Source organism: Cupriavidus sp. 05N39 (assembly GCF_056397325.1).
In genome coordinates this window covers 112,690-134,431 of the sequence record NZ_JBFTNE010000041.1, presented here as the reverse complement: position 1 = coordinate 134,431, position 21,742 = coordinate 112,690, and the positions used below count along the sequence as shown (strand labels likewise).

Here is a 21,742-nt window from a genome sequence, read left to right as displayed (position 1 = left end):
GTGCGCCGGATCGTCTTTAAAGGGCAATTGTACTTCAAGGCCTGCTTTCGCCGCACCGCAACATGGCAGAACCTTGCTTGGGCAAGGGTTGCATCACATCGCCGGACCTGCCTGCAAGCCGCGCTAGAACAGGCTTTTGAGGCCGGCGGCGATGCCATGCCAGAAACTGTTGGGGATCCATAGCAGGGCCATGGTCATGGCAAGGTAGCGCAGAAATTTGCCAATCGCCATGTAAACCAGGCTTGGCCAGAACGGCAGCCGGAGCCAGCCCGCCAAAGTGCACAAAGGATCACCAATCCCGGGTAACCACGATGCGAGCAGGGTTGGCGGACCGAGCCTGCGCATCCAGCGGAAATAGCGCGCGTCCAGGGCCGGCTTGCGCGGCTTGCGCGGGTGCTTCCGGTGCTCGGCGTGCTCTTCCTCATGCTGGCGCTGCTGGCGCCGCTTGCGGTAGCGCACCAGCGCCAGCTTGGCCGCGTAGCCCAGCCACCAGTCAATGGCTCCGCCCGCGGTATTGCCCAGCGTCGCCACGACGATGGCGGGCCAGAACATATGCGGATTGAGCTTGATATAGCCGAACACCGCGGGCTCGGAGCCCAGGGGCAGCAAGGTGGCGGACACCAGGCTGACCAGGAAGATGGCCGGCAGCCCGACTTTGGGCAGGGCGGCGGTTTCGAACAACCAGTCGATGAAGCCTTCCATATAGAGAGAATTGGTGCCGGTGCAGGTTGGCGGTCGGGCGGCGGGCCATTCTAGCAGCGCGCCGCCAGCGTCCTGGCGGCGCGAGGTGCCGGCGGGGCAACCCGCATGGCACGCGCCGGCGATTTGTGATTAACTGTTAGAGCCTGCTGCGCCCAATCGTTCGCGGCCCGGCCGTCTTGGCCCTACCGGTTTCACCCGCAGCACATGCAGCACCTGCAGCAATTCGCACTGCCCGCAGCACCGCAGTACCAACATCACGAAATAGCCGTCACCAGCAAACGGCAGTAACGCGTCGTGGCCAGTCCCGCGCATTTTCGGGATTCACGGATTGGTCATGCACGTGTCCACCCACATGGAGACAAGCATGGCGATTCCTATCCGCCTGACCGTCAACGGCCGCGCCGTGGATGCCCAGGTAGAACCCAACACCCTTCTCGTCCAGTTCCTGCGCGAACAACTCCGCCTCACCGGCACCCATGTCGGCTGCGACACCGCCCAGTGCGGGTCTTGCACCGTCCATATGGACGGCCGCGCGGTCAAGTCGTGCAATATGCTGGCGCTGCAGGCGGATGGTGCGAGGATCACCACCATTGAAGGTCTGGCCCCCGAAGGCCAGCTCCATCCCATGCAGGAGGCCTTTCGCAATTGCCACGGGCTGCAATGCGGCTTCTGCACGCCCGGCATGGTCATGAGCGCCACCGCGCTGGTCCAGGCCGAGCCGAATGCCGACGCCGCCGCCATCCGCGAGCAGCTCGAGGGCAACCTGTGCCGCTGTACCGGCTACCACAACATCGTGCGCGCGGTGCAGGAAGGCCAGGCCGCGATGCATGGCGTCAGCGCCGAATAAGGGGACCGCCATGAACGCACCTGACGACCAGCACCTGATCGGCGCCTCGGTCAAGCGCAAGGAAGACTACCGCTTCCTCACCGGCAACGGCCAGTACACCGACGACATCGTGCTGCCGCAGCAAAGCTACGGCTACTTCCTGCGCTCGCCGCACGCCCACGCGCGCATCGCTTCCATCGACAAGACCGAGGCACTGGCCTCGCCCGGCGTGATCGCCATCTTCACCGGTGACGACGTCGCCGCCGACAAGGTCGGCGGCCTGCCTTGCGGCTGGCTGATCCACAGCATCGACGGCAGCCCGATGAAGGAGCCGCCGCACCCGGTGCTGGCGCAGGGCAAGGCACGCCACGTGGGCGACCAGGTCGCGCTGGTGGTAGCCGAGACGCTGCAGCAGGCCAAGGACGCCGCCGAGAGGATCGACGTGGCATACGAGGAACTGCCCGCCGTGGTGAACACCGCGCAGGCAGCCTCGGCCAGCACGCTGGTGCACGACGACGTGCCGGAGAACACCAGCTATGTCTGGGGCCACGGCGACCGCGCCGCCACCGACGCCGCCTTTGCCAAGGCCGCCCACGTGACCACGCTCGAGATCGTCAACAACCGCCTGATCCCCAACGCGATCGAGCCGCGCGCCGTCAATGCCAGCTACACCCGGCAGGACGACAGCTACACCGTCTACGTCTCGAACCAGAACCCGCACGTGGAGCGCCTGCTGATGGGCGCCTTCGTGCTGGGCCTGCCGGAATCTCGGCTGCGCATCATTGCGCCGGACGTGGGTGGCGGCTTCGGCTCCAAGATCTTCCTGTACGCGGAGGACGTGGCGCTGACCTGGGCCTCGAAGAAGGTCAAGCGCCCGATCAAGTGGACCGCCGAGCGCTCCGAATCCTTCCTGACCGATGCCCACGGGCGCGACCACGTCACCAAGGCCGAGCTGGCGCTCGATGCCGATGGCAGGTTCCTGGCAATGCGGGTGCACACCACCGCCAACATGGGTGCCTACCTGTCGACCTTCGCCTCCAGCGTGCCGACCATCCTGTACGCCACGCTGCTGGCCGGGCAGTACACCACCCCGGCGATCTACGCCGAGGTGCGCGCGGTGTTCACCAACACCTCGCCGGTGGATGCCTACCGCGGCGCGGGCCGCCCGGAAGCCACTTATGTGGTGGAAAGGCTGGTGGAAACCGCGGCGCGCGAACTGAAGATGGACCCGGCCGAACTGCGCCGCAAGAACTTCATCCACGACTTCCCCTACGCCACCCCCGTCGGCCTGACCTACGACACCGGCGACTACGAGCCGTGCCTCGCGCGCGCGCAGGAACTGGCCGACGTCAAGGGCTTCCCCGCGCGGCGCGACGAAGCGAAGCAGCGCGGCAAGCTGCGTGGCCTGGGCTACTCGTGCTACATCGAGGCGTGCGGTCTGGCGCCGTCGAATATCGCCGGCGCCCTGGGCGCGCGCGCGGGCCTGTTCGAGGTTGGCGAGGTCCGCGTGCACCCCACCGGCACCGTGACCGTCTTCACCGGCTCGCACAGCCACGGCCAGGGACATGAGACCACCTTCGCGCAGATCGTGGCCGAGCGCCTCGGCATTGCGCTCGAAGCGGTGGAAATCGTGCATGGCGATACCGGCCGGGTGCCCTTCGGCATGGGCACCTATGGTTCGCGCTCGCTGTCGGTGGGCGGCTCGGCCATCATGAAGGCGCTCGAAAAGATCGAGGCCAAGGCCAAGAAGATCGCGGCCCACCTGCTGGAAGCCTCGGACGCGGACATCGAGTTCAAGAACGGCGTGTTCAGCGTGGCCGGCACTGACCGCAGCAAGACCTTCGGCGAGGTTGCGCTGACCGCCTACGTGCCGCACAACTATCCGCTCGACAAGCTCGAACCCGGCCTGAACGAAAACGCCTTCTACGACCCGACCAACTTCACTTACCCGTCCGGCGCCTACATCTGCGAAGTGGAGGTGGACCCCGATACGGGCGAAAGCAAGGTGATCAAGTTCACCGCGGTGGACGATTTCGGCAACATCATCAACCCGATGATCGTCGAAGGCCAGGTGCATGGCGGCATCGGCCAGGGCCTCGGCCAGGCCATGCTGGAGCAGTGCATCTACGACGACGACAGCGGCCAGTTGCTGACCGGCTCCTACATGGACTACGCCATGCCGCGCGCCGGCGACCTGCCCGACTTCACGGTGGAGACCGCCAAGGGCACACCCTGCACGCACAACCCGCTGGGCGTGAAGGGCTGCGGCGAGGCAGGGGCGATCGGCTCGCCGCCGGCATTCATCAATGCGCTGGTGGACGCGCTCTCGCCGCTGGGCGTGAGCGACATCCAGATGCCCGCCACACCGCACCGCGTATGGCAGGCGATTCGCCACGCGCAGACCGCCAACTGACGTCGGAGGCACACCATGTACGCATTCAATTACGAACGCGCCGCCGATGCCACGTCGGCGGTGGCCAGGCTCAAGGCGGACAGCGACGCCAAGTTCCTCGGCGGCGGCCAGAGTCTGCTGGCCGCGATGAAGCTGCGGCTGGCAGCGCCGTCGGCGCTGATCGATGTGGCGCGCATCCCCGGCATGGCGGATATCCGTGTCGAGAACGACGAGCTGGTGATCGGCGCGGCGGCACGCCACGCCGACGTGGCGGCCAATGCCGACGTGCTCAAGCGCATCCCGGCGCTGGCCGCGCTCGCCAACGGCATCGGCGACCGGCAGGTACGCGCGATGGGCACGCTGGGCGGCTCGCTCGCCAACAACGATCCGGCCGCCTGCTACCCGGCGGCCGTACTCGGCCTCAACGCCACCGTGGTGACGGACCGCCGCAATATCGCCGCCGACAATTTTTTCAAGAGCCTCTACGAAACCGCGCTGGAAGCCGATGAACTGATTACCGCCGTACGCTTCCCCACGCCGGATAAGGCCGCCTACATCAAGTTTCGCAACCCGGCGTCGCGTTTCGCGCTGGTGGGTGTGATGGTGGCGCAGTTCGGCAAGGTCGTGCGGGTGGCGATAACGGGCGCGGCGGATAGCGTCTTCCGCAGCGCGCCGCTGGAACAGGCGCTGACGGCCAGCTTCACACCGGCGGCGGCACGCGCGGTGGTGGTCGATGCAGGCCAGCTGAATGCCGACCTGCATGCCTCGGCCGAGTACCGCGCGCACCTGATCCCGGTGCTGGCGGCACGAGCGGTGGAGCAAGCGCTCAAGGGATAGGGCCGAGCCATCCAGCCCGAACCCGCTTCCCCGGCCACCGGCTTGCCACCCTCTCCCGCTTGCGAGAGAGGGGCCGGGAAGAGGGAGGGCGCAAACAGGRAGGCGTCCATCCTGCGCCGACCCTCTGTGCACATAGCATCATCCGGCTATTTTCATGCTTCCCCAGTCCATCGATCAAACCGCCGCCCTGCTGGAGGCGCAGCAGTATTTCGCAGACCGCGAGACCGCCACCGTGCTCTACCTGGCGCTGCGCATGCAGCGGCCGCTTTTTCTGGAGGGCGAGCCCGGCGTGGGCAAGACCGCGCTGGCGCGGGCCATCGCCGACGCGCTCGGCACGCGCCTGCTGCGGCTGCAATGCTACGAGGGGCTCGATGCTTCCAGTGCGCTGTACGAATGGGACTACCCGCGCCAGATCATGGCGCTGCGCCTGGCGGAAGCCCGCGGCGAGCGGCCCGACGCGCAATCGCTTTACCACGACGATTTCCTCCTCAAGCGGCCCTTGCTGGAATCGCTGCTGCCCGATCCCGCCGCGCCGGGCATCCCGCGCGTGCTGCTGATCGACGAGATCGACCGCGCCGACGAGCCCTTCGAGGCCTTCCTGCTGGAGGTACTGTCGGAATACCAGGTGTCGATTCCCGAAATCGGCGTGGTGCGGGCCGAACAGCCACCGCTGATCATCGTCACCTCCAACCGCACGCGCGAGGTGCATGACGCGCTCAAGCGCCGCTGCCTGTACCAGTGGATGGGCTATCCGCAACGCGAGCGCGAACTGCAGATCGTGGCCGCGCGCGCCTCTGAAGCGGCTGCCGCGCTGCAGCACCAGGCCATCGATTTCATTCACCGGCTGCGCGGCATCGACCTGTTCAAGTCGCCTGGCATTGCCGAGGCGATCGACTGGTGCCGCGCCCTGGCCGCGCTCGGCGTCAGCGAGCTCGATCCGCAATCGGTGCGCGACACGCTGGGCGTGCTGCTCAAGTACCAGGACGACCTGGCCCGCGTGGACGGCCCGACCGTGGCGGAATTGCTGGCCAGCCGGGCGCCGGGAGGCTGAGGCATGCCCAGGCTGCATCCGGATGCCCCCCTTGCCGCCGCGCAACCCGCCGGCACGCTGCCCATGCTCGCGCGCAATGTCACGCACTTCGTGCGCCTGCTGCGCGATGCCGGCTTCGGGCTCTCGCCCGCGCAGGCCGTGGACGCGCTGCTGGCGCTGCAATACGTGGACATCGGCCGGCGCGACGAGGTGCGCGCGGCGATGGCGGCCCTGATGGTGAGCGGGCCCGACCAGCGCCCGCTGTTCGACGCCGCCTTCGACCTGTTCTGGCGCGACCCCGACTGGGAGGGCAAGCTGCGCGCCCTGCTGCTGCCGCGCGTCGACGCCGGCGCTCCGCCGCCCCCGCGCAACAACCGGCTGGCCGATGCGCTCGCCGCCCAGCGCCCGCCCGAATCCGGCCGGCGCTCCGAGGACAGCGCCGAACGCTTTACCGCCCCGCTCACCTTCTCGGCCCAGGAGCGCCTGGCCCAGCGCGATTTTGAAACCCTGAGCGCGGAAGAATGGCGTGCGCTGCAGCACATGATCCGCGCCCGCCACGCGCGCCTGGCCACCGAGCGCACGCGCCGCCTGCGCGCCGCCGCCAGCGGGCCGCGCGCCGACCTGCGCGCGAGCGCTAGGCTGGCGGTGCGCCAGCAAGGCGAATGGCTACGCTGGAAATTCCGCCGCCATGCCGAGCGGCGCCCGCCGCTGGTGCTGCTGCTCGACATCTCCGGCTCGATGAGCCAGTACTCGCGCGCGGTGCTGTATTTCTGCCATGCGCTGATGCAATCGCGCGAGCGGCTGTCCGTATTCCTGTTCGGCACCCGGCTGACCAACATCACCCGCTCGCTGCGCGAGCGCGACCCCGACGAGGCGGTCGGCGCCATCACCGGACAGGTGCGCGACTGGGCCGGCGGCACCCGCATCGGCGCCGCGCTGGCCACCTTCAACCGCCAGTGGGCCCGCCGCACGCTGTCCGGCCGCGCCACCGTGCTGCTGGTCACCGACGGGCTGGACCATGAAGACATCGATTTGCTGGGCACGGAAATGACTCGCCTGCGCCGCTTCGCGCATCGCATCGTCTGGCTCAACCCACTGCTGCGCTATGCCGGCTTCGCGCCGCAGGCGCGTGGCGTACAAGCCATCCTGCCGCACGTGGATGCGCTGCGCTCGGCGCACAACCTGGACAGCCTGTTCGCGCTGGAATCGCTGCTGGCCGCGCGCGAACCGCTGGCCATGCCCGTTTTCCCTGCGGCGCCGATGCCCAGAGACATTAGAAACATGAAAGACACCAAGGAGACGCCCCCGCCATGGAAATGACACAGACGCGGCAACTGCCGGTAGTGCAGCAAAACGCCTGGGAAGCCCTGAACGACACGGGGCTGCTCAAGCAATGCATCCCCGGATGTGAGAGCATCGAGCCTGACGGCGACAACGCCTACCTGGTGGCGCTGACCGCCGCGGTGGGCCCGGTCAAGGCGCGCTTCAAGGGGCGCATGGCCTTGCAGGACATCCAGGCGCCCGACAGCTACACCATCCAGTTCGACGGCCAAGGTGGCGTCGCGGGCTTCGGCAAGGGCACCGCGCACGTCACGCTGGCCCCCGAGGGCGAGCAGACGGTGCTGACCTATACGGTCAACGCCCAGGTTGGCGGCAAACTCGCGCAGATCGGCTCGCGGCTGGTCGATGCCGCCGCGCGCAAGATGGCCGATACCTTCTTCGACCGCTTCACGGCGGCGCTGGGCGGGCCCGGCGAGCAAGGTGACGAAGCGGGCACGGGCGAGGATGTCGCCAAGGATGGAGCGGCGGCCGGCGATGGCAGCACGCCCGATGAACAAACCGGTGAAACGAAGCGGAAAAGATCATGGACAGCGTGGATCTCGAAGTCCTGAAAAGCAGCGTACGCTGGCTGGCCGAAGGCCACCGCACGCTATTGGTAACGGTAGTCAGAACCTGGGGCTCCTCGCCCCGGCCGGAAGGCGCCATGCTGGCCGTGCGCGACGACGGCCTGGTGGTGGGATCGGTCTCGGGCGGCTGCATCGAGGACGACATCATCGACCGGGTACGGCGCGAAGGCATTGCCAGCGGGCGCCCCGAAGCCGTCAAGTACGGCATCAGCGCCGAGGAAGCGCACCGCTTCGGCCTGCCCTGCGGCGGCACCATCGAACTGGTGACCGAGCCGCTCAGCGCCGACAGCCATCTGGACGAACTGCTGGAAGCCGTGGAACGCGGCAGGCTGGTGGCGCGCACGCTCGACATGGCAAGCGGCCGCGCCACGCTCGGCCCGGCGCAAGCGACGGACGGCTTGGCCTTCGACGGCAACACCCTGCTCACCATCCACGGGCCGCGCTACCGCATGCTGGTCATCGGCGCCGGGCAGTTATCGAAATACCTGTGCCAGATCGCCGTCGGCCTGGGCTTCCAGGTCACCGTGTGCGATCCGCGCGAGGAATACACCGAGACCTGGGACATCCCCGGCGTCACTATGGTGCGCACCATGCCGGATGACACCGTGACCGAGATGCAGCTCGACGAGCGCAGCGCGGTGATCGCCGTCACGCACGATCCCAAGCTCGACGACCTGGCCCTGATGGAAGCGCTGCGCACGCGCGCCTTCTACGTTGGCGCGCTCGGTTCGCGCCGCAACAACCAGGCGCGCCGCGAACGGCTCAAGGAATTCGACCTCGACGACATGCAGCTGGCGCGGCTGCACGGGCCGGTGGGCATCTACATCGGCAGCCGCACGCCACCGGAGATCGCGATCTCGATCCTGGCCGAAGTCGTGGCCGCCAAGAACCACGTCTCGCTGCCCGACATCCTGCAGGTGGAAGGCGCCAAGGCCGCCCGCGAAATGGCGGCCAGCGAAGGCAGCACCTGCAGCCCCGCCCCGTGACCGGCGCGCTGAACGGCCCCGCCAATGGCCCCCTCAACGGCGCCATCAACGCCGCCGAGCTGCCCACCGGCATCCTGCTGGCCGCCGGCTACGGGCGCCGCTTCGATGCCGCCGGGCAGCGCAACAAGCTGCTCGCCACGCTGCCCGACGGGCACACGGTGGCCGGCCGCAGCGCGCGGACCCTCGCCGGCGTCCTGCCCGGCGCGCTCGCCGTGATCCGCCCGGGCAACGCCGCGCTGGCGGCCGAATTGCGGCGGGCAGGCTGCCGCGTGCTGGAGACCGCCGCCGCGGAGGCCGGCATGGGGGCCGCGCTGGCCGCAGCGGTGGCCGCCACGCCGGACGCCCGTGGCTGGGTGGTGGCGCTGGCCGACATGCCGTGGCTGCCGGCCGAACTGGTCCGCGCGGTGGCATTGACGATCACCACGCGCGACGCCATCGCCGCGCCCTGGCGGGGCGGGCAGCGCGGGCATCCGGTCGGATTTGGCGCCGCCTGGCGGGAAGCGCTCCTCAAGCTTGACGGGGATGAAGGGGCGCGGGAATTGTTGAAAACGCAGCCGGTGATGCGAATCCTCACCGATGACGAAGGGGCGTTCAGGGATGTGGATACGCCGGGGGACTTGGCGTAGCGGTTTGCCTGGCGGAACGTATTGCGTCTTTGAAGTCACGCCGTGGCAGTCTCCCCCTACCCGCCATCCGTCTCCGCCAGCGTCCTCAGATACTCCTCCCTCCACCAATGCACATCCTGCCCGCGGATGCGCTCCAACAGCTTCTGGTGCCGCGACTGGCGCTCGGCCAGCGGCATATGCAACGCCTGCTGGATCGCCTGCGCCGTGGCATTGATATCGTAGGGATTGACGAGCAAGGCCTCCCGAAGCTGCTCGGCAGCCCCGGCGAACCGCGATAGGACCAGCACCCCCGGATCATCCGGATCCTGCGCCGCCACGAACTCCTTGGCCACCAGGTTCATTCCGTCCCGCAACGGCGTGACCAGTGCCACGCGGCAAGCGCGGTACAACCCCGGCAGCCGACGCCGCGCGGTCGTGCGATGGATATAGCGCACCGGCATCCAGTCCAGCTCCCCGTACTCCCCATTGATCGCCCCCGACAACCCTTCCAGTTCGCGCCGCAGATCCGCATAGGCATCCACCGTCTCCCGCGACGGCGCGGCGATCTGGATCAGCGTGGCGCTGCGGCGGTTCTCCGGATACTGCGCCATCAGCGCCCGCACCGCCTTGAGCCGCTGCGGCAGCCCCTTGGAGTAATCGAGACGATCGACGCCCAGTAACAGCCGGCGGCTCGCGTACTGGCCCCGCATCATCTCGTAGGTCTCGCGCGATTCATCACATTTCCCAAGCTCGGCGAATTCGTCGACGTCGATGCCGATCGGGAACGCCTGCGCGCGCACGGTGCGGTGGAAAGCCCGGAAGCGGTACTCGCCCATCGGCTCGGCCTGCGCCTCCCTTTGCACATAGCGCGAGAAATGCTCCAGATCGAGCTGGCTCTGGAAGCCGACCAGGTCATAGGCGAACAGCGCCCGCATCAGCCACTCGTGTTGCGGGATCGCAGCCAGGATCAGCGGCGGGGGCAAGGGGATATGCAGGAAGAACCCCATGCGCTGCCCGCAGCCCATGGCGCGCAGTTCGGAGGCGAGCGGGATCAGGTGGTAGTCGTGGATCCAGATCACATCGTCCGGACGCAGCAGTGGCGCCAGCTTGCGCGCAAACAGCTGGTTCACGCGGCGATAGATGTTGAGATAGCCGGAATCGAAATCCGCCAGGTCGATGCGGTAGTGGAACACCGGCCACAGCACGCCGTTGCTGTAGCCCTGGTAGTACGCGTCGTGGTCCTCGCGGCACAGGTCAACGGTTGCCAGCGTGACATTGCCGGCCTGCTGGATATGCAGCTCCCCCTCGCCGGGCGTGCCACCCTGGGCGGCATCCACGATCCTGCCGCTCCAGCCGAACCAGACCCCGCCGGTGGCCTTGAGCGCCTCGCCCAACGCCACCGCGAGACCGCCCGCGGCAACGTTGCGCGGATCTGCGATGCGGTTGGATACCACGACTAGTCTGCCCATATGTTCCTTTGCCAGAACCCTGCCCCGCGCGCTGGAAATCGCGTGCTCAAATCACCGAATCCCATGGCGCGGACAGGCGCACGGCGCCGTTGATCAGGCCCACCATCGAGTAGGTCTGCGGAAAATTGCCCCACATCTCGCCGGTCACCGGATGGGTGTCCTCGGACAGCAAGCCAAGCGGGTTGCGCGCCGCCAGCATGGCCTCGAAAATCTCGCGTGCTTCCTCGCGGCGCCCCACGCGCGCCAGCGCGTCGATACGCCAGAAGGTGCAGATATTGAAGGCGGTCTCGGGCTTGCCGAAATCGTCTGGCGCCTCGTAGCGACGCATGTACGGCCCGTCGCACAGCGACGCTTCCAGGGCCTTGAGCGTCGACATGAAGCGCTCGTCCCACGGGGCGATAATGCCCACCTCGGCCATCAGCAGCACGCTGGCATCGAGCTCGCGCCCGCCGAAGCTCTCGGCGAATGCCTGGCGTTCCTCGCTCCAGGACTCGCTCACGATGCGCTCCTTCATGCCGTCGGCATGCTGGCGCCAGTAAGCCGCGCGGTCGGGCAGTTGCAGCGCATCGCCGATCTTGGCAAGACGGTCGCACGCGGCCCAGCTCATCAGCGCAGAGGAGGTATGCACCCGCGCCCGCGTGCGCAGCTCCCACATGCCCGCATCGGGCGTGCCGAACACGCGTACCGCCTGTTCGCCCACGGTCTCCAGCACTTGATACTCGGCCACCCCGCCGCGGTGCAGCAGGCGATGGTCGTGGAAGGCCTGGGCCGCGCCCAGCACCACGTTGCCGTAGACGTCGTGCTGGAAGTGCTCCTGCGCCTGGTTGCCCACGCGCACCGGGCCCATCCCGCGGTAGCCCGACAAGTGATCGAGCACGCTCTCCGGCAATTCGAGTTCCAGCCCGATGCCGTACAGCGGCTGGATATGGCCGTTCCTGGACTGCATCACCACGTTGGACAACCAGCGCAGGTAGTCCTCCATGGTGCCGACCTCGGACAAGCTGTTGAGCGCGCGGATCACGAAGAAGGCATCGCGCAGCCAGCAGAATCGGTAGTCCCAGTTGCGCCCGCTGCCCGGCGCCTCGGGAATGCTGGTGGTCATGGCCGCGACGATGGCGCCGGTCTCTTCATAGAGCGACAGCTTGAGCGTGATGGCGGCACGGATCACCGCGTCCTGCCATTCGCGCGGCACCGCGAGGCGGCGGCTCCACATCTTCCAGTAGGCCGTGGTTTCCTGCTCGAAGTCGCGCGCGACTTCCTCCACGCCGCCTTGCAGGGTTTCATCGGGTCCGAGGATGAAGTTGAGATCGCGGGTCAGCAGGAAAGGTGTCCGCGACAGCACATAGGTCAGCGGCGCATCGGTGGTCATGCGCAGCGTCGTGCCATCGCCGACATAGCGCACATGGCTGCTGCCACGCGTGATCTCGGGCTTGATGCGTCCCCAGTCGAAGCGCGGCGCCACTGTCACCCGCACGCGCGGCGCGCCGCTGATGGGACGAATGCGCCGGATCAGCGTGGTGGGGCGAAAGTAGCGGCCCAGCCGGAAGAGTCGCGGCGCGAAATCGGTGATCTCCAGGCAGTTGCCATGCTGGTCGGTCAGCCGCGTGCGCAGCACGGCCGTATTGGGCTCGTACCATTGCGCCGACTCGTGGAAGTCCTCGATCTCGATGGCGAAGTGGCCCGCGTTCGGGCCAGGATCAAGCAAGGCGTTGAAGACCGGGTCGCCATCGAAGCGCGGCAGGCAGCACCAGACGATGCGCCCGCGGCCGTCGACCAGCGCGGAGATCGCGCAGTTGCCGATCATGCCCAGCGACAGCGAGGGATCGGCATAGCGGCCTGCCCCCTCAGCGCTCCCCTGGGTACCCTCGGTAGATTGGTTGCTCACAGCGAATCCCCCTCAAGACGTCGTTGTGGTTGTGGCTCCCGCCGCCAGCGTGCCATCCGCGGAGGCCATGACTTCCAGCGCCCTGGCGGAGCGATGCAGCCAGCAGCGCAGCGCGGCCGGACCGGTCACGCTGACGGTGGCGGCGCTGGGCCGCTGTCCTACCAGCAAGGCGACACCGCCCAGGCGCCGCACCACGGAAAAGCCAGCCTCATCGGTAATGTCGTCGCCGGCAAACAGCGGCGTGCGCCGCGCAAACGGCGGCCCGCGCATAAAGGTATCGATGGCGCCGCCCTTGTCGATGCCGGCCGGCTTGAGTTCCACCACCATCTTGCCGTGCAAGACTTCGATGCCGGGCACGCCACTGGCGACCTGCGCCGCGAAGTTGCGTACCAGCCCTTCGAGATGGGGGACGGCGCGGTAGTGCACCGCGACCGCGACCGACTTGCGCTCCAGCTGCAAGCCGGGATACGCGTTGACCAGGGCTTCGAGAGGTGGCAGCAACAGGGGCACGCCGGGGTCCGGCTGGCGCAGCCAGCGGCCGACCGCGTCGCGCAATTCCGCGCCGTGCACGCCTGCCGCGGGCAGTTGCAGGGGCTGCAGGAAATGATCCAGCTCGGCGATCGGCCGGCCCGAAACCAGCGCCACGGCACCGCCCAGATGCCGATGCAGGGCGCGCAGCGTCCCCACCAGTTCCGGTTCGACCCGCACGAGGTCCGGACGTGGCGCGAGGTCGGCCAGCGTACCGTCGAAATCCAGGAACAGCGCCGTGTTTGGTTCGATAAGAGGTAGGTTGGGCATCGCGTTACACCGTAGCACGAGTGTTCCCGCACCGTCCACCGGACAACGTCCTACACGGTGCGCCTCTGCACGCACCGCGCCGCAATGGCGCCCGCACCGCCGCGGTGCGCCGTTTCGCAGCGGCCTTGCAGGTGCGCCGGCCTGCCCTTGGCGGCCACCGGATCCGGGGTGCCGGCATCGCCGCACCGCGCCATCCTTTATCATTAGCGGTTTCCGCCAATCCCCGCCCCGGCTGTCCACGATGACCCGCAAACCCGATTACCTGAGAAAGATCCTGACCGCCAAGGTGTATGACGTGGCCCAGGAGACCGATCTCACCTACGCAAACCTGCTCTCCGCGCGCACCGGCAACAAGGTGTGGTTCAAGCGCGAGGACACCCAGCCGGTGTTCTCGTTCAAGCTGCGCGGCGCGTACAACAAGATGGCCTCGCTGTCGCCGGAGGAACTCAAGCGCGGCGTGATCGCCGCCTCCGCCGGCAATCATGCGCAAGGCGTGGCGCTGTCGGCGGCGCGGCTCAAATGCAAGGCGCTGATCGCGATGCCGGTCACGACCCCGCAGGTAAAGATCGACGCGGTGCGCGAGCGCGGCGGCGAGTGGGTGGAAATCGTGCTGCACGGCGACTCGTACAGCGATGCCTACAACCACGCGGCAGAGCTGGAGAAGAAGCACAAGCTGACCTTCATCCACCCTTTCGACGATCCCGAAGTCATCGCCGGCCAGGGCACCATCGCCATGGAAATCCTGCGCCAGCATCCGGGCCCGCTGCATGCGGTGTTCGTGGCGATCGGCGGCGGCGGCCTGATCTCCGGCATCGCGTCCTACATCAAGGCCGTGCGCCCGGAGATCAAGGTGATCGGCGTGCAGACCGTGGATTCGGACGCGATGAAGCGCTCGGTGGATGCGGGCAAGCGTGTGGAACTCAAGGAAGTGGGCCTGTTCTCGGACGGCACCGCCGTCAAGCTGGTCGGCAAGGAAACCTTCCGCATCACGCGCGAACTGGTCGACGAGATCATCCTGGTGGACACCGACGCCATCTGCGCGGGGCTCAAGGACGTGTTCCAGGATACGCGCAGCATCCTGGAGCCCGCGGGCGCGATGGCCATCGCCGGCCTGAAGCTGTATGCCGAGCGAGAGAAACTCAAGGGCCAGCACCTGGTGGCCATTGCGTGCGGCGCCAACATGAACTTCGACCGCCTGCGCTTCGTCGCGGAGCGCGCCGAGGTGGGCGAGGCGCGCGAGGCGGTGTTCGCGGTCAGCATCCCCGAGGAACGCGGCAGCTTCAAGCGCTTCTGCGAGCAGGTCGGCACGCGCAATGTGACCGAGTTCAACTACCGCATCGCCGACAACAGCATGGCCCACATCTTCGTCGGCGTGCAGATCGCGAGCCGCGCGGAGAACGAGAAGATCGCCGCCGGTTTCCGCCGCCACGGCTTCGATACGCTCGACCTGTCCAACAACGAGCTGGCCAAGCAGCATATCCGCTACATGGTGGGCGGACGCTCGCCGCTGGCGCATGACGAACTGCTGTACCGCTTCGAGTTCCCGGAGCGTCCGGGCGCGCTGATGCGCTTCCTGTCGAGCATGAGCCCGAACTGGAATATCAGCCTGTTCCACTACCGCAACCAGGGCGGCGACACCTCCAATATCCTGGTTGGCATCCAGGTGCCCAGGAACGAGAAACGCGCCTTCCGCGCCTTCCTCGCCACGCTGGGCTATGTACACTGGGAAGAGACCGAGAACCCGGTATACAAGCTGTTCCTGTCCTGATCAATCCCGTGGTCCCCGCGCATCCCTGCCGACAGGCATGCGCGGAGCCACACGCGAGGCAACCATGAGCCTTCCCGAACAATCACCGCTAGGCAAACCCTCGGCCTACAAGACCGAGTACGACCCCACCCTGCTGTTCCCCATCCCGCGCCAGCCCAAGCGCACCGAGATCGGGCTGGCCGAGGGCCGCGCGCTGCCGTTCTTCGGCGTGGACATCTGGAACGCGTACGAGCTCTCGTGGCTGAACATGAAGGGCAAGCCGCAGGTGGCGCTGGCCAGCTTCATCATTCCCGCCGACACGCCCAATATCGTCGAATCCAAGTCGTTCAAGCTCTACCTGAATTCGTTCAACCAGAGCAAGATCGCCTCGCCCGAAGCGCTGCAGCAACTGCTGCACCACGACCTGTCCGAAGCCACCGGCGGCACGGTGCAGGTTCGCCTGGTGACCGAAGCCGAGTTGGGCACCCAGAAGATGGGTGAGCTGGATGGCCTGCTGCTGGACCGGCTCGACATCGAGACCGATATCTACGAACCGGCGCCGCACCTGCTGCACGCGAGCCAGGACGAATCGCCGGTGGAAGAAACGCTGGTCTCGCACCTGCTCAAGTCCAACTGCCTGGTGACCGGCCAGCCGGACTGGGGCAGCGTGCAGATCCGCTACGTGGGCGCGCCGATCAACCAGGAAGCGCTGCTCAAGTACCTGATCTCGTTCCGCAACCACAACGAGTTCCACGAGCAATGCGTGGAGCGGATCTTCACCGACGTGCTGCGCCAGTGCAAGCCCGTGAAGCTGGCGGTCTATGCCCGCTACACGCGGCGCGGCGGGCTGGATATCAATCCGTTCCGCACCAACTTCAACACGCCGTGGCCGGACAACCGGCGCAATGCACGGCAGTGATGCCGCAAGCCGTGCAGCAAAGGAGAAAGCCCGGCACATGCGCCGGGCTTTCAGACTGCTGACAAAGTCGGGGCAACTGAGCAAGCCCCGGCGGTTCAGAACTCCGCGTGCAGGCGCACGCCGTAGAACTTCGCCGGGCCGCGGTCGCGGTTATAGCCGGGATTGCGGATGTACTGGAAGTCCGGGCTGATGCTCAGGTATTTGACCGGCTGGAAGCTGTAGAACAGTTCCACGATCTGCTCTGGCCCGTACCTGAGCGCACCGTCGCCCAGGAATGCGCCCAGACCGCCCGCGGCCAGATAGGCCTGGTGGTGCGAGCCCAGCATGTTCACCGACATGGCCAGGCCCACCACATCGCGCGGCCGTCCCCACGCATTGCCGTTAAGCACGCCGCCGGCGGCTACCTGGCGGCCGATTTCGGTGAAGGCATAGGTCTCTGTCTTGTCGTCGGACATATTGGCGCGCGCGAACACGCCGAGCGAATCGTTCACGCGCTGCATCACCGACAAGCCCACGCCAAGTTTGGCATGTTCCTCGCGCACATCGGCCAGGTCCGGCGTGGTGCCGGTGGCGGCGCCAAGCTGCAGCGCATCGCTGAACCTGCCCATGCGCGCCTTGTTGCGCCAGAACAGCAGGCGCGCCACGCCAGGCTTGCCCGCCAGGCTGTAGCGTTTCTCGAATTCGAGGATGTCGCCATAGTGCTCGAACATCCGTGTATCGAGCTCCAGCCCGTTGGACTCCAGCGGCTGCAGGAAACGGCCAAGCCGCACCGACCAGGCGTCGCCAATGTACTCGAGCGCCACGCCCCAGTTGTAGCCGCGCGCATCCGCCGGATAGTCGAAGGAGCCGTGCGTCAGGAACGACCAGTTCATGAACTGGGTGCGCGGGTCGGAACCGTACTCGTTCTGGTCGAAGACGTCGAGCACGCCGAAATTGCCGGCGGTCAGCACCACGCGGCGCTTGTCGACGCTGCCGGCCAATTGGTTGAAGTCGGCATCCAGCTGCTCGCTGCCGCCGCCCAGGCCCCAGGTCTGCCGGATAAAAGCGCGCGCCCGGTAGAACACCGGGCTGGTGCTCGACACCTTGGCCAGTTCGGCATTCGACAAGCCGCCCAGTCCGTGCAACTCCGAGAACGGCACCCCCTGCGTCACTTCCGGGTTGAAATGGAACTCCGCGCCGCGCCACAGGCGCACGCCGAGATCGAGCGTGCTGCTGAAGGAATAGCTCTTGGCACGCTCCGTGGCGAGGCTGTTGGTGCCCGAGTAAGCCGCGCCGAAGGACGGCTTGCGCTGCCAGATATAAGTGGCCTGGCCGTGGAAGGCGAAGTTCTCCGGGGCATCCGCCTGCACAGGCACGTCGCCGCTTGCCGCGCCCTGCTCCTGCGCCAGCGCCGGTATCGACGCCATGCCGCCCAGGCCTGCCAGCGACAGGGCAGCCGCAGCCAGGCGAGAGGCAAAAGACAGGCGTGGCCGCGCCGGGGCGGCTGGGAAGCGACGAAGCAACATGAAAAATCCGGAGAAACAGCGGCGGGCGGGTGAAGGATAAGTGCCCCGCCGACTGGCGCACGAAGCATAGCCAAGCCTATATGACATGTCTACCTTGCATTGCTGCGACGCAACATATCCACTCCCGAAGTTGCCGTCTGTCGACTTTGTAACCGCCCTTGAATTAATTAATTAGAAAATTAATATTGTCTGCATAGCCCGGAGCCAGCCATGCCCCCTGCCGCAGACAATCCGCCCGCCAGCCGCCGTCCCGGCCGCCCCGCCGCCGCCAAAGCTGGGAACGCCGGCCAGCGCGAGCAGTTGCTCGATGCCGCCACCGAACTGTTCGCGCAACGCGGCGTGGCCGCCACGGCGATCAAGACCATCGCCACCCATGCCGGCGTCACGCCGGCGCTGGTGCACTACTACTTCCGCGACCGCGACCAGTTGCTCGATGCGGTGGTCGACGAGCGCCTGCAGCCCCTGGTCGAACAAGTGTTCCTGCCCGCCGTGGCCGACAGCGCCGACCCCGCCGCCATGCTGGTGGGCATCGCCGGCCGGCTGATCCGCACCGCAGCCGCTACCCCATGGTTCCCGGGCCTGTGGATCCGCGAGATCGTCGGTGCCGACGGACAACTGCACCAGCGCGTGCTGCAGAAGATCGCGATGCAGCGCGCCGGGCTGGTGATCGCCCCGCTGGCCGCCGCGCGCGCGCGCGGCGAGATCAACCCCGGACTGGAGCCTGCGCTGCTGATGGTGTCGCTGATCGGCCTGACGCTGCTGCCGCTGGCCACCACCCATATCTGGCGCCGCCTGCCCGGTGCCGAAGCCATCGACAGCGAGGCACTGGTGCGCCACGTCAGCGCGCTCCTGGCGCATGGCCTGGCCGTGTCGCCGCAGGCGCAGATCGCGCCGCCGCCCTCTGCCTGAATCCAGCCCGCCAGCCACGGAGCCCGTATGCCACGCCACCATTCCCAAGATCCTTCCGCCTCCGCCACGCGCCGGGCCGCGCGCTCGTGGCGGGCAGCCGCGCCGGCTGCGGTCATCGGCGCCGCGTTGCTGAGTGCCTGCAGCGAAAAGGCGCCGCCTTCATGGCAAGGCTATGTGGAAGGCGAATTCGTCAGCGTGGCCTCGCCCTTCGCCGGGCGCCTGGACCGGCTCTCGGTCCAGCGCGGCCAGCAGGTCGCCAGCGGCGCGCCGTTGTTCGCGCTGGAAGCCGAGGACGAACGCGCGGCGCGCCAGCAGGCCGAGGAGCAGATGCGCGCGGCAGAGTCGCAGCTGGCCGACCTGCAAACCGGCAAGCGCGTGCCCGAAGTGGACGTGAGCCGCGCGCAGCTCGCGCAGGCTCAGGCCGCCGCGGCACGCAGCGCCGCGCAGCGCAAGCGCGACGAGGCGCAGTACGCCATCGGCGGGATCGCGCTGGCGCAACTGGAAGACAGCCGCGCCACCGCCGCGACCGATGCCGCCCGCGTGCGCGAACTGCAGCGCGATATCGACGTGGCCCTGCTGCCGGGACGTACCGCCCAGCAGGCCGCGCAGCAAGCCCAGGTGGCCGCCGCGCGCGCTGCGCTAGCGCAGGCCGAGTGGAAGCTGTCGCGCAAGACCGTGGGCGCGACGCAGGCCGGGCTGGTCTACGACACGCCCTTCCGCCTGGGCGACTGGGTGCCCGCCGGCAGCCCGGTGGTGCGGCTGCTGCCGCCGGGCAACGTGAAGGTGCGCTTCTACGTGCCGGAGACGGTGGTCGGCGCCCTCAAGCAGGGCGAGACGGTGCGCGTGCGCTGCGATGGCTGCGCCGCGCCCGTCGCGGCCACCATCAGCTACATCGCCAACCAGGCCGAATACACGCCGCCGGTGATCTACAGCAACGAAACACGCCGCAAGCTGGTGTTCCTGGTGGAAGCACGTCCCGCGCCGGCCGATGCGCCGAAGCTCCATCCGGGCCAGCCGGTCGAGGTGGCAAGGCCATGAGCGCGCCCCTTGCCGACACCGCACCGCGCAACGGCCAGCCCGGTGAAACAACCGGCCTGGCCATTGACGTGCACGACATCAACAAGCACTACGGCGACAAGCACGTGGTCAACAACCTCAGCCTGCAGGTGGCGCGCGGCGAGATCTTCGGCTTCCTCGGCCCCAACGGCAGCGGCAAGACCACCTCGATCCGCATGATGTGCGGGCTGCTGACGCCGGACTCCGGCTCCGGCACCTGCCTGGGGTACGACATCCTGCGCGAGACCGCCGAGATCAAGCGGCGCGTGGGCTATATGACGCAGAAGTTCTCCTACTGGGACGATCTCTCCATCCGCGAGAACCTGGATTTCGTGGCGCGCGTGTACGGCATGCCAGGGCGCCGCGAGGTCGTGGACCGGGCACTCGAAGACCTCGGCCTCGCCAGCCGCGCGCAGCAACTGGCCGGCTCGCTTTCGGGCGGCTGGAAGCAGCGCCTGGCGCTGGCCGCCTGCCTGTTGCACGAGCCCGAACTGCTGCTGCTCGACGAACCCACCGCCGGGGTCGACCCCAAGGCGCGCCGCGATTTCTGGGCGCAACTGCACCAGCTCGCAGCCCGCGGCATCTCGGTCCTCGTCAGCACGCATTACATGGACGAGGCCGAGCGCTGCCACAAGCTGGCCTACATCGCCTACGGCAAACTGCTGGCGCAGGGCACGGCCAATGAAGTGGTCGCCAGCCAGAAGCTGGTCACCTGGAGCGTGCTGGGCGAACAGCTCTCCGCGCTGTCGGAACAGTTGCAGGGCGCGCCCGGCGTGGAGCAAACCGTGGTGTTCGGCAGCGCGCTGCATGTCACCGGGCACGACGCGCCGGCGCTTGAAGCCACGCTGCGCCGCATCGCCGGCCCGCAGCACCGGATCGAGCCGATCGAAACCAGCCTGGAAGATGTCTTCATCCACATGATGAGCCAGGCCGAGGACAACATGCGCGTCGCCGGCCAGGGCAGCCGCAAGGAGGCCAGGACATGAAGCGCGGCAATGCAAGCAACGTGCGCGCCGGCAACGGCGACCGCTTCTCGTTCTCCCTGGACCGCTGGTGGAGCATCGTGCTCAAGGAGTTCCTGCAACTGCGCCGCGACCGCGTGACCTTCGGCATGATCGTCGGGCTGCCGATCATCCAGCTGATGTTGTTCGGCTTCGCCATCAACAGCGATCCGCGCCACATGGCCACCGCGGTGATCGCCGCGGACCAGAGCGAGTTCACCCGCACCTTCGTCGCCGCCATGCAGACGTCCACCTACTTCGACGTGGTGCGCACCCTGCCCGACGAAGCCGCCGGGCGCGAGGCGCTGATGAAGGGCGAGGTGCAGTTCGTGCTCAGCATCCCGGCCGATTTCACCAGCCGGCTGCTGCGCGGCGAGCGTCCCTCGTTGCTGGTCGAGGCGGACGCCACCGATCCTTCCGCCACCGGCATGACCATCTCCGCGCTGTCGCAGCTGCCGCTCTCGGTGGCGGACAGGGACCTGCAGGGCGCGCTGGCGCACCTGGCAGGCGGCAAGCCGCCCTTCGACGTGCAGGTGCAGCGGCTCTACAACCCGGAAGGCCTCACGCAGTACAACATCATCCCCGGCCTGATGGGGGTGATCCTGACCATGACGATGGTCATGATGACGGGCCTGGCGATGACCCGCGAGCGCGAGCGCGGCACCATGGAGAACCTGCTGGCCACGCCGGTCAGGCCGCTCGAGGTGATCACCGGCAAGATCATCCCCTACATCTTCATCGGCCTGATCCAGTCCACCATCATCCTGCTGGCCGCGCGCTGGGTATTTGGCGTGCCCTTCGTCGGCTCGGTGGTAGCGGTCTACCTGTCGGCGCTGCTCTTTATCGCCGCCAACCTGACGGTGGGCATCACCCTCTCCTCGCTGGCGCAGAACCAGTTGCAGGCGGTCCAGCTGACCTTCTTCTACTTCCTGCCGAACATCCTGCTGTCGGGCTTCATGTTCCCCTTCCAGGGCATGCCGCGCTGGGCGCAGGTCATCGGCAACGTATTGCCGATGACCTACTTCAACCGCCTGGTCCGCGGCATCCTGCTCAAGGGCAACGGCTGGACCGAGCTATGGCCGAACGTGTGGCCGATGGCGCTGTTCACGCTAGTCGTCATGACCATTGCGGTGCGTTTCTATCGCCGCACGCTCGATTGAGGGAGCCT

19 protein-coding genes are annotated in these 21,742 nt (G+C 67.5%); 14 read left to right on the top strand and 5 right to left on the bottom strand.

Going from position 1 to position 21,742, the window contains the following annotated elements; all coding sequences use genetic code 11:
* Positions 1–123 precede the first annotated feature (123 nt).
* Complete coding sequence (locus tag AC1DN0_RS20785) at positions 124–702, bottom strand: YqaA family protein (protein ID WP_441636267.1); 579 nt, start codon at positions 700–702, stop codon at positions 124–126.
* A gap of 364 nt (positions 703–1,066) precedes the next feature.
* Between AC1DN0_RS20785 and AC1DN0_RS20780 the strand changes: the two genes are divergently transcribed.
* The 8 genes from AC1DN0_RS20780 to AC1DN0_RS20745 all read left to right on the top strand — a co-directional run bounded on the left by AC1DN0_RS20780 (position 1,067) and on the right by AC1DN0_RS20745 (position 9,306).
* Positions 1,067–1,549 carry a (2Fe-2S)-binding protein gene (locus tag AC1DN0_RS20780; RefSeq protein WP_441636269.1) on the top strand — a complete coding sequence of 161 codons (483 nt, stop codon included), beginning with the start codon at positions 1,067–1,069 and terminating at the stop codon, positions 1,547–1,549.
* Positions 1,550–1,559: 10 nt separating this feature from the next.
* Positions 1,560–3,941 (top strand): xanthine dehydrogenase family protein molybdopterin-binding subunit, encoded by a 2,382-nt coding sequence (locus tag AC1DN0_RS20775; protein WP_441636271.1) that lies wholly within the window; start codon positions 1,560–1,562, stop codon positions 3,939–3,941.
* A gap of 15 nt (positions 3,942–3,956) precedes the next feature.
* The gene (locus AC1DN0_RS20770) at positions 3,957–4,757 is read left to right on the top strand and encodes an FAD binding domain-containing protein (RefSeq protein ID WP_045240836.1); all 801 of its coding nucleotides are present in this window, start codon (positions 3,957–3,959) and stop codon (positions 4,755–4,757) included.
* Positions 4,758–4,911: 154 nt separating this feature from the next.
* Entirely contained in the window at positions 4,912–5,808 is an 897-nt protein-coding gene (locus tag AC1DN0_RS20765; protein WP_441636274.1) for an AAA family ATPase, read from the top strand.
* A gap of 3 nt (positions 5,809–5,811) precedes the next feature.
* Positions 5,812–7,107, top strand: coding sequence for a vWA domain-containing protein (locus AC1DN0_RS20760; protein WP_477102603.1), 1,296 nt, complete (start codon positions 5,812–5,814; stop codon positions 7,105–7,107).
* Positions 7,098–7,679: an SRPBCC family protein gene (locus AC1DN0_RS20755; RefSeq protein ID WP_441637671.1), complete on the top strand. Its 582-nt coding sequence runs from the start codon at positions 7,098–7,100 to the stop codon at positions 7,677–7,679. The genes AC1DN0_RS20760 and AC1DN0_RS20755 overlap by 10 nt, the downstream gene beginning before the upstream one ends.
* The gene (locus AC1DN0_RS20750; protein ID WP_441637669.1) at positions 7,652–8,680 is read left to right on the top strand and encodes an XdhC family protein; all 1,029 of its coding nucleotides are present in this window, start codon (positions 7,652–7,654) and stop codon (positions 8,678–8,680) included. Before AC1DN0_RS20755 ends, AC1DN0_RS20750 begins: the two co-directional genes overlap by 28 nt.
* A 44-nt stretch (positions 8,681–8,724) precedes the next feature.
* Positions 8,725–9,306: a nucleotidyltransferase family protein gene (locus tag AC1DN0_RS20745; protein ID WP_477102604.1), complete on the top strand. Its 582-nt coding sequence runs from the start codon at positions 8,725–8,727 to the stop codon at positions 9,304–9,306.
* Positions 9,307–9,362: 56 nt separating this feature from the next.
* Here the strand turns inward: AC1DN0_RS20745 and otsA are convergent, their stop codons facing one another.
* From otsA to otsB, 3 genes are read right to left on the bottom strand one after another with little or no spacing between them, the layout of a single operon-like run.
* A complete protein-coding gene (gene otsA, locus AC1DN0_RS20740) occupies positions 9,363–10,754 on the bottom strand; it encodes an alpha,alpha-trehalose-phosphate synthase (UDP-forming) (protein WP_276288714.1) in 1,392 nt (463 codons plus the stop codon).
* Positions 10,755–10,800: 46 nt separating this feature from the next.
* Positions 10,801–12,639: a glycoside hydrolase family 15 protein gene (locus AC1DN0_RS20735; RefSeq protein ID WP_477102602.1), complete on the bottom strand. Its 1,839-nt coding sequence runs from the start codon at positions 12,637–12,639 to the stop codon at positions 10,801–10,803.
* 12 nt (positions 12,640–12,651) lie between these two features.
* On the bottom strand, positions 12,652–13,437 hold the full coding sequence (otsB, locus tag AC1DN0_RS20730) for a trehalose-phosphatase (RefSeq protein ID WP_441636240.1): 786 nt from the start codon (positions 13,435–13,437) through the stop codon (positions 12,652–12,654).
* Between the two features lie 241 nt (positions 13,438–13,678).
* On the opposite strand from otsB, the gene ilvA reads away from it, so the two are divergent.
* The gene (gene ilvA, locus AC1DN0_RS20725) at positions 13,679–15,205 is read left to right on the top strand and encodes a threonine ammonia-lyase, biosynthetic (RefSeq protein WP_441636242.1); all 1,527 of its coding nucleotides are present in this window, start codon (positions 13,679–13,681) and stop codon (positions 15,203–15,205) included.
* A gap of 64 nt (positions 15,206–15,269) precedes the next feature.
* Complete coding sequence (gene queF / locus AC1DN0_RS20720) at positions 15,270–16,103, top strand: NADPH-dependent 7-cyano-7-deazaguanine reductase QueF (protein WP_045240848.1); 834 nt, start codon at positions 15,270–15,272, stop codon at positions 16,101–16,103.
* Positions 16,104–16,198: 95 nt separating this feature from the next.
* On the opposite strand, the gene AC1DN0_RS20715 is transcribed toward queF, so the two are convergent.
* Positions 16,199–17,608 carry a carbohydrate porin gene (locus AC1DN0_RS20715; protein WP_441636244.1) on the bottom strand — a complete coding sequence of 470 codons (1,410 nt, stop codon included), beginning with the start codon at positions 17,606–17,608 and terminating at the stop codon, positions 16,199–16,201.
* A 210-nt stretch (positions 17,609–17,818) separates the two neighbouring features.
* Here AC1DN0_RS20715 and AC1DN0_RS20710 point away from each other — a divergent pair, with 210 nt between their 5' ends.
* Genes AC1DN0_RS20710 through AC1DN0_RS20695 form a run of 4 tightly spaced genes read left to right on the top strand, consistent with a single transcriptional unit; the run spans position 17,819 to position 21,734 of the window.
* The gene (locus AC1DN0_RS20710) at positions 17,819–18,517 is read left to right on the top strand and encodes a TetR/AcrR family transcriptional regulator (protein ID WP_441636246.1); all 699 of its coding nucleotides are present in this window, start codon (positions 17,819–17,821) and stop codon (positions 18,515–18,517) included.
* A 27-nt stretch (positions 18,518–18,544) separates the two neighbouring features.
* Positions 18,545–19,555, top strand: a complete 1,011-nt coding sequence (locus AC1DN0_RS20705) for an HlyD family secretion protein (protein WP_441636248.1) — start codon at positions 18,545–18,547, stop codon at positions 19,553–19,555.
* Positions 19,552–20,559 carry an ABC transporter ATP-binding protein gene (locus AC1DN0_RS20700; protein ID WP_441636250.1) on the top strand — a complete coding sequence of 336 codons (1,008 nt, stop codon included), beginning with the start codon at positions 19,552–19,554 and terminating at the stop codon, positions 20,557–20,559. Before AC1DN0_RS20705 ends, AC1DN0_RS20700 begins: the two co-directional genes overlap by 4 nt.
* Positions 20,556–21,734 (top strand): ABC transporter permease, encoded by a 1,179-nt coding sequence (locus AC1DN0_RS20695; protein ID WP_477145962.1) that lies wholly within the window; start codon positions 20,556–20,558, stop codon positions 21,732–21,734. Before AC1DN0_RS20700 ends, AC1DN0_RS20695 begins: the two co-directional genes overlap by 4 nt.
* The last annotated feature ends 8 nt before the right edge of the window (positions 21,735–21,742 follow it).